This is a genomic window from Cecembia rubra (assembly GCF_003014575.1).
GTDB classification, from domain to species: Bacteria; Bacteroidota; Bacteroidia; order Cytophagales; family Cyclobacteriaceae; genus Cecembia_A; species Cecembia_A rubra.
In genome coordinates, this window is the sequence record NZ_PYGF01000007.1 from 269,518 (window position 1) to 276,579 (window position 7,062).

The following is a 7,062-nucleotide window of genomic DNA, read 5'->3' on the forward strand; positions in this document are numbered from 1 at the left end:
CTGGTACTTGGATGCTCGAATATGAATTCTGAACATTATTCTTTATCACGGCTTTTGTCCTATTTGGAACCGAAATGTAAAATTGTACCAAATCAAGCTGTAAATTTAGGAATAAATAGCAATCAAAAAATTTAAGGCAATAACCTTATCCCTATGGCTGGATTTTTAAACCAACCCTATCCCTGTGAAATGCCATCATTTGGTAGAAGTTTCCAGCTTGGCTTATTCATTGGCTTCTTTATTTTTCTTTTTCTATTGGTATTTCAGCCCTTTGGATTGGAACAGATTCCCAAGTCCCAGCGTCCCTGGTTGATTTTAGGTTATGGGCTGATTACCTTTTTTTCCGTTCTTATTTTCCAACAGGGTATTCAAAAATTGTTTCCTGGCTTCTTTCAAGAAAAGTACTGGACCACAGGAAGGGAAATTGTGGAAAACTTATCTATTCTTATATTGATCGGCATAGGTAATTATTTCTACACCATCTATATTGGTGGGGCAGATTGGTCTTTATCGCGCTTTTTATTCTTATTGGGTGCTACCTTTGCTGTAGGTGTTTTCCCTATAATTGGTTTGGTTTTTTTGAACTACACAAAAAGACTGAAAGAAAACCTGAAAGTCGCCTATGAACTGGAAAGTTCCCTTTCCTTAAAACATGAAAAGCCTACAGGATACCAAAGTATGGTTACTATTCCTTCCCAATACCGGCAGGAAGACCTTCAACTTCATCTTGATGATCTGTTGTGGATCTGTTCTGCGGACAATTATGTTGAGGTTTATTTTAAACAAAAAGGACAGCTCAAAAAAACCTTAGTAAGGAACAACCTTGCCGCACTTGAGGAGGAGTTATCCACAATGGGTCTGCTTCGTACCCACCGCTCTTTTATCGCCAATTTGAAGCTTGTTTCACACATTGAGGGTAACGCTCAGGGATACCAATTGATCTTTGAAGGACTGAAAGAGGTAGTCCCTGTCTCTAGAAAATATGCGCCTCAAATCAGAAATTGGCTGAACAGTTAGCTTGTCATTTATCCCTAAACCTTGTCCAAAAGCCCTATTTCAATCATATCAAGTGGGATTCTGCTATGTTTGAAATAAAAAAGCCATGGAGAAATTTTTGCAAACCCTATTAGTTATCCACATTGCTGCGGGAAGTGCCGCATTGCTTTCAGGAATAGCGGCCATCATTTTCAAAAAAGGTAAGAAGGGCCATAACCTAAGTGGGAAAATGTATTATTGGTCGATGTTGATCATTGGTATTACTGCTTTTGGTATTGCTATACCGAAGGGAAATATGTTTCTCCTCATGATCGGTGGATTCAGTACCTATATGACTTTGACAGGATATAGGTTTTTGCAGTTCAGGAGGAATCAGGGCTTAAAGTTTGGGTTTTGGGATTATGTTTTCATTGTGACTGGATTCGTCACCCTGATTATTCCTACCCTTTATTTCACCCAGGTTGGATGGCACAAGATTGGGGGATTTGGGGTGGTATTTGTTGTTTTTGGTTTGATGTTGGCAGGTATGCTTCTTGGTGACTTGAGAATAGGCAGAAAGTTAACCACATATCCTAGGGCTTGGTTTTTGAATATGCACATCAGCAGGATGATGGGGGCATTTATAGCTACTTGTACTGCTTTTCTGGTACAAAACTGGCATACTGATCCGGTATTTATTGCCTGGCTTTTGCCTACTGTTGTTTTCACTCCTGTGATCATTTATTATCAGAGGAAGTACAAAGTAAGCTCCAGCCAATTGAAGGCGAAGACTGTGGTGGGTAAGTATTGAATGGGAAGAATCGAAGGTAAAATACCAATGCCTTTTAGATAAAAAAAATTACACTTTGAATTGACTGAAATAAATGAGATTTTGCTTGTCTGCAAATTCAAAACAGATGAGCAATTCTTCACTCAGCAGGCAATTGGGACTGATGGGCCTAATCGCAACGGGAGTTTGTTCCATGTTGGGAGCTTCCATTAATGTTGTGCCCTTTATGATCCAAAGGCACGTGCCTGGCATAGGTCCATATGTACTGCCAGCATTCGTTTTCGCCGCCATACCGGCTATTCTTGCTGCCTTGGCGTATAGTATGTTGGCCACCGCCATGCCAAGAGCCGGCGGAAGCTATATTTATGCCAGTAGGGGGCTTAATCCCTATCTGGGTTTTGTGGCAAGTTTTTCTCAATGGTTTGGTCTTTCTATTGTTATAGGGGTAGTGGCCTATGTTACAATTCCTTTTTTAAGGGATATTGCTCTTGCTTTACAATGGGAAGAGTTGGCCTTGGCAATGAATACAGGTTGGATAAGGGTGATCCTCGCATTGATCCTGGTCTGGGTTTTTGTCTGGGTCAATATTAAAGGTGCAAAATCCTATGAAAAAACAGTTATACCATTGATGATATTGATGTTTTTAATGGGAGGAGTAGTTATCATTGCTGGTTTTAATTTTACCCCAATAGATTTTGCACAAAGTGTTTTTGAGAAAACAGGGCAAGAAATTATTCCATTTGAAACGCAAACATTCAACCTAGCCACTTTTTTATCAGCCGGAGCTTTGTTATTTGCCAGCTTTATTGGTTTTGACAGTATAGCCCAAGCTGGAGGTGAAGCAAAAGAGCCCACAAAAAAACTGCCTTTAGCGATTGGTTTGACCATACTGGTTGTGGGAGGATATTATATGTTATTTACTGCGGCTGTTTACCATACTGTTCCTTGGTCATTTGTAGCTGAAGAAGCCATGAAAGGGGATATAACCGCTCCTGGACTTTTGGCTTACCTCTTACCTTCCTGGCTTACAGTGGTTATAGTAGGAGGTGCCGCGATTGCACTGATCAACGACCTTCCGGCGATGCTGCTTTCAGTTTCCCGTTTGATGTTTGCTTGGGCTGAGGATGGCATTTTTCCGAGCAGGATCACCAAAATCCACCCAAAATTCCAAACGCCTTATCTGGCCATCATCCTAAGTGGTTTTATGGCAAGTGTCGGCATTTTGGGGAGTCATTTTGCAGGAAATTTCTTTCTGGGAATTGACATTATGGTGACTTCTATGATGGTCAATTTCCTGCTAATGTGTCTTACATTATTGACTGTAGAAAAAGTAAATCCCCTCCTGGCCAACGAGATCAATATCTTTAAAAGTAGAATCATAAGACGTTTGATCGGCTATAGCGGAACTTTGGTTTTATTGTTTTTCCTCCTAATACATACCTTTAAAGACCTTCAAAGTGAAACAGATGCATGGTATTTTCACTCAACACCCATTTGGCTGATCGTCATGGCCTTGGCTTCTCTATTATTCTACAGTAAATTCAGGGCTATGAAGAAAAACGGTGTAGATACAGATAAACTTTTCCAACAATTACCTTCAGAATGAAAACAATACAATATACGGAATTGGCCCCTGGTCTAAGAATTTCAAAAGCACTTACTGGATTATGGCAGATTGCCGATATGGAAAGGGATGGAAATGAACTTGATCCGAACAAGACTGCCGAGGCAATGCTGCCTTATGTCAGGGCTGGCTTGACAACTTTTGATATGGCAGACCATTATGGTTCGGCCGAGGTCATTGCCGGCACTTTTCAAAAAAAGTTTGGATCAGATTATCCCAGTCAAATGCTGACCAAGTGGGTTCCGAAACCTGGAAGATCCAACAAGGATGAAGTCAGGGCAGCTGTTCAACATTCGCTCAGCCGGCTTCAGGCAGAAAAGCTGGATTTGCTGCAATTTCATGCCTGGAATTACCTGGATCCGGTTTGGCTGGACCAATTGTTTTGGTTGAATGAATTGAGAGAAGAAGGGCTGATCGGACATTTGGGCCTGACTAATTTTGATGCTGCGCATTTGAGGATGGTGTGTGCTTCGGGAATCCCCATAGTATCCAATCAGGTCTGCCATTCTTTGGTTGATGGCAGGGCAGCAGGAGATATGGCAGAAGTCTGTAGAGCGTTCGGTGTAAAGGTACTTGCATTCGGCACATTGGCAGGAGGCTTTCTTTCCAAAAAATGGCTAGGTAGGCCGGAACCGACCATTGATAATGGGGCCACTTGGTCGCAGATGAAGTACAAGCGTTTTATTGATGCTGCCGGAGGTTGGGATAAATTTCAGGAACTTCTGCATGATGTTGAGAAGGTTGCCAGAAAACATGGGGTTTCATTGGCCAATATTGCTACCAAGTACATCATGGATCAGGACTTTGTTGGAGGTGTTATTATTGGGGCAAGACTTGGCCAAAGCGTTCATATAGATGATACTTCGCAATTATTTTCATTTGAGTTGGATGAGGAGGATAAAAAAGTTATCCACAGTGCCTGTCAAACACTGGCCCCAATACCTGGGGATTGTGGGGATGAATACCGAAAACCCCCATTTTTGACAGCTTCAGGAGATTTAAGCCATCATTTGGATGCCATGCCCAAGCCTTATGAAGTGGTCCAAGGTCCAAATGGTTCTTTAAAAGTTTTCAGTGGGACACCCTGGGAGGGGATGGCTGGATATTGCAGGGCAGTAAGAAAAGGGAACCGCATTTCAGTATCAGGAACCACCGCCACGCATGGTAACAAAATGATAGGAGGAAATGATCCTGCATCACAGGCAACTTTTGTATTGGATAAAATCGAAGGGGCAATATTATCTTTAGGTGGAAAACTAGAGGATGTTGTGCGGACCAGAATTTTCGTCAATAATGTGGATAACTGGGAGCCTGTTGCCCGTGCACATGGAAGGCGCTTTGAAGGAATTCAGCCAGCCAATACCCTAGTGGAAGCTAAATTGGTAGGAGAAGGTTACCTGGTGGAGATTGAGGCCGAGGCAGAGCTAAGTGACAATTAAGTTTTAAATTTCTAGTCAAGAGAATAATATCGAAAAGCCATCAATAAACATACCCTTAAAGACTTATCCACATAACCATGATCAGAAAAAACATCACATTTCCCATGCTATTGGCACTATTGATATTTTGCTTCAGTGCAAAGGCTCAGGAGGAGAAAAAGGATATCCCGGAAGCGTTGGTATTTGAAACCCTTCACGAAGGAACCTTCCATGGTGTCAAACTGCGCTACAAGGCCATTGCGGGAGAGACACATCTGAAAAATGCAGATGGAGAGCCTGTAGCGTCCATTTGGTCAACTTCATACCTTAAGGAGGATCCTAATCCTTCTAGAAGGCCTGTGACTTTTATTTTTAATGGAGGACCTGGATCGGCATCCGTTTGGTTACATATGGGTGTTTTTGGTCCAAAAGTAGTCCATGTGGATTCAGATGCTCGTATAGACGATGGTGCTGCGCCTTTTGAAGTTATAGACAATGATCTGGCCTTACTGGATATTACTGACCTTGTATTTGTGGACCCGGTGGGAACAGGTTATTCCAAGGTAATCGGCAAAGGAAAGAATGAAGATTTCTGGGGTTTGACAGAAGATGCCAGATCCATTGCCCAATTTATGCGCTTGTGGATAACCCGTAACCAACGTTGGCAATCACCAAAGTATCTGGCAGGAGAAAGCTTTGGTACTACCCGGGCTGTTGCCGTAACAGCCGCTTTGGAAGGTGGGGGACAGACCATGGCATTGAATGGTTTGATCCTTATTTCCCAGGCATTGGATTACCAGGGAAGCACATCCGTACATGATAATATTGCTTCTTATTTTACCTATTTTCCCACCATGGCAGCCACCGCCTGGTATCATGGTAAAGCCGGTCAGGGTAAAAAATTAGAGGATTTTTTACAAGAAGCCAGAGAATTTGCCTACCAGATATATTTGCAGGCACTTTACCAGGGAAATCAGTTATCCACAGAGAATAAAAAAACCTTGGCAAGCAGGATTTCATACTTTCTTGGCCTTGACCCTGAATATGTGCTTTTGTCTGACAATAGAATACTTACCTCCCGCTTCAAAAAAGAGTTAATGAGAAGGGAGGGCAAAACTATCGGTACTTTGGATGGACGGTATCTGGGTGAAGAAGGAGATCAGGCTGCAGACCGGCCCACCTTGGGAGACCCTTCCAGTTATGGCATCGATGCAGCTTACACAGCGGCCTTGAATGATTATTTTGCCAGGACGCTTAAGGTGAAAATTGAACAACCATACCTTACATCCAATGGAAGTATTGGAGGCAAATGGAACTGGAGACCAGTACCAGAAGGGGCTTATTGGGAGCCCTCTTATGTGAATGTGGCAAGGAGTCTTGGAGAATCGATGAGGAGGAATAAAGACCTGAAAGTCCTTGTAGCCAATGGCTATTATGACCTGATTACCCCTTTCTTGGATGCTGAATATACCTTTGCCCGTCATGATATTCCCATGGAAAGGGTGAGAATGACTTATTACGAAGCAGGGCATATGATGTACAACCATAGGCCTGATTTTGAAAAACTTGTTAAGGATATTCGGGAGTTTATGGGAAGGTAATGGTAAGGCTGAGGTCGATTTTCGAGACAAGTGGTGGATCATATTAAAATCGCCACAAAGGCTCGAAGGTTAATTGTGGATAAAGAGCGACCCTGGCGAAAAACCTTGCGCTCTCTGCGGAAAAAACCAGGTTTTCAAGCAGAGATGATTGTACAAGCGAATTAAAAATTTGCATTATCACTTCTCGAAATTGCAAATTTCAAGAAGCCTGTGCGCCCTTAGCGAAAACCCTTTGCGCTCTTTGCGGTAAAAACAAATCAGTCAATACCACAATATCCCCATTTATCCCGCTTTGCGGAACTAGTTCAGCGGAAAAAACCAGGTTTTCAAGCAGAGATGATTGTACAAGCGAATTAAAAATCCGCTGTATCACTTCTCGAAATTGCAAATTTCAAGAAGCCTGTGCGCCCCTCGCGAAAACCCTTTGCGCTCTTTGCGGTAAAAACAAATCAGTCAATACCACAATATCCCCATTTATCCCGCTTTGAGGGACAAGTTCAGCGGAAAAAACCAGGTTTTCAAGCAGAGATGATTGTACAAGCGAATTAAAAATTTGCATTATCACTTCTCGAAATTGCAAATTTCAAGAAGCCTGTGCGCCCCTCGCGAAAACCCTTTGCGCTCTTTGCGGTAAAAACAAATCAGTCAATACCA

At 42.5% G+C, this 7,062-nt stretch carries 5 protein-coding genes; all 5 read left to right on the forward strand.

All coding sequences use genetic code 11. The annotated features are described in order from the left end of the window. Positions 1 to 153: 153 nt before the first annotated feature. The 5 genes from CLV48_RS13875 to CLV48_RS13895 all read left to right on the forward strand — a co-directional run bounded on the left by CLV48_RS13875 (position 154) and on the right by CLV48_RS13895 (position 6,408). Positions 154 to 1,017: a LytTR family DNA-binding domain-containing protein gene (locus CLV48_RS13875; protein WP_245889564.1), complete on the forward strand. Its 864-nt coding sequence runs from the start codon at positions 154 to 156 to the stop codon at positions 1,015 to 1,017. A gap of 85 nt (positions 1,018 to 1,102) precedes the next feature. Next, positions 1,103 to 1,786: a DUF2306 domain-containing protein gene (locus tag CLV48_RS13880; protein ID WP_106567889.1), complete on the forward strand. Its 684-nt coding sequence runs from the start codon at positions 1,103 to 1,105 to the stop codon at positions 1,784 to 1,786. A gap of 106 nt (positions 1,787 to 1,892) precedes the next feature. After that, entirely contained in the window at positions 1,893 to 3,371 is a 1,479-nt protein-coding gene (locus CLV48_RS13885) for an APC family permease (protein WP_106567907.1), read from the forward strand. Further along, positions 3,368 to 4,828, forward strand: a complete 1,461-nt coding sequence (locus CLV48_RS13890) for an aldo/keto reductase (protein ID WP_106567890.1) — start codon at positions 3,368 to 3,370, stop codon at positions 4,826 to 4,828. The genes CLV48_RS13885 and CLV48_RS13890 overlap by 4 nt, the downstream gene beginning before the upstream one ends. Positions 4,829 to 4,905: 77 nt before the next feature. Beyond that, a complete protein-coding gene (locus CLV48_RS13895) occupies positions 4,906 to 6,408 on the forward strand; it encodes a S10 family peptidase (protein WP_106567891.1) in 1,503 nt (500 codons plus the stop codon). Positions 6,409 to 7,062 lie beyond the last annotated feature (654 nt).

Bases quoted from the DNA above. Each gene is read 5' to 3' on its own strand.
- CLV48_RS13875 (WP_245889564.1), top strand. From the start codon at position 154: ATGGCTGGATTTTTAAACCAACCCTATCCCTGTGAAATGCCATCATTT.
- CLV48_RS13880 (WP_106567889.1), top strand. From the start codon at position 1,103: ATGGAGAAATTTTTGCAAACCCTATTAGTTATCCACATTGCTGCGGGA.
- CLV48_RS13885 (WP_106567907.1), top strand. From the start codon at position 1,893: ATGAGCAATTCTTCACTCAGCAGGCAATTGGGACTGATGGGCCTAATC.
- CLV48_RS13890 (WP_106567890.1), top strand. From the start codon at position 3,368: ATGAAAACAATACAATATACGGAATTGGCCCCTGGTCTAAGAATTTCA.
- CLV48_RS13895 (WP_106567891.1), top strand. From the start codon at position 4,906: ATGATCAGAAAAAACATCACATTTCCCATGCTATTGGCACTATTGATA.